At 52.9% G+C, this 1,236-nt stretch carries 1 rRNA gene; it reads right to left on the bottom strand.

Annotated elements, in window-relative coordinates:
• Positions 1-44 precede the first annotated feature (44 nt).
• Positions 45-1,236 (bottom strand): 23S ribosomal RNA (locus ACKTR2_RS10230); the annotation flags it as partial.

The following is a 1,236-nucleotide window of genomic DNA, read 5'->3' as shown; positions in this document are numbered from 1 at the left end:
AAAACTGAATCCGATTCTTTTTATCTTAACCGGACCACCACTTCGTGGTTAAGTCCTCGACCGATTAGTACTAGTCCGCTCCATGTGTCGCCACACTTCCACTTCTAGCCTATCTACCTCATCATCTCTGAGGGGTCTTACTTCCATATAGGAATGGGAAATCTCATCTCGAGGCGAGTTTCACACTTAGATGCTTTCAGCGTTTATCTCATCCATACATAGCTACCCAGCGATGCGCCTGGCGGCACAACTGGTACACCAGCGGTATGTCCATCCCGGTCCTCTCGTACTAAGGACAGCTCCTCTCAAATTTCCTGCGCCCGCGACGGATAGGGACCGAACTGTCTCACGACGTTCTGAACCCAGCTCGCGTACCGCTTTAATGGGCGAACAGCCCAACCCTTGGGACCGACTACAGCCCCAGGATGCGATGAGCCGACATCGAGGTGCCAAACCTCCCCGTCGATGTGGACTCTTGGGGGAGATGAGCCTGTTATCCCCAGGGTAGCTTTTATCCGTTGAGCGATGGCCCTTCCATACGGTACCACCGGATCACTAAGCCCGACTTTCGTCCCTGCTCGACCTGTCTGTCTCACAGTCAAGCTCCCTTGTGCCTTTACACTCTACAAATGATTTCCAACCATTTTGAGGGAACCTTTGGGCGCCTCCGTTACCTTTTAGGAGGCGACCGCCCCAGTCAAACTGCCTACCTGACACTGTCTCCCGCCACGCTAAGTGGCGCGGGTTAGAGTGGCCGTATAACAAGGGTAGTATCCCACCAACGCCTCCTTCGAGACTAGCGTCCCGAGCTCTACGGCTCCTACCTATCCTGTACAAGTTATACAGACACCCAATATCAAGCTACAGTAAAGCTCCATGGGGTCTTTCCGTCCTGTCGCGGGTAACCCGCATCTTCACGGGTAATATAATTTCACCGAGTCTCTCGTTGAGACAGTGCCCAGATCGTTACGCCTTTCATGCGGGTCGGAACTTACCCGACAAGGAATTTCGCTACCTTAGGACCGTTATAGTTACGGCCGCCGTTCACTGGGGCTTCAATTCTGAGCTTCGCTTACGCTAACCCATCCTTTTAACCTTCCAGCACTGGGCAGGCGTCAGCCCCTATACGTCATCTTACGATTTTGCAGAAACCTGTGTTTTTGATAAACAGTCGCCTGGGCCTTTTCACTGCGGCTGCACGTTAGTGCAGCACCCCTTATTCCGAAGTTACGGGGT

This window comes from Furfurilactobacillus curtus (genome assembly GCF_045862785.1).
Taxonomy (GTDB): domain Bacteria; phylum Bacillota; class Bacilli; order Lactobacillales; family Lactobacillaceae; genus Furfurilactobacillus; species Furfurilactobacillus curtus.
Note: the sequence above shows the minus strand (reverse complement) of the source record. Positions and strands in the feature narration are given on the sequence as shown.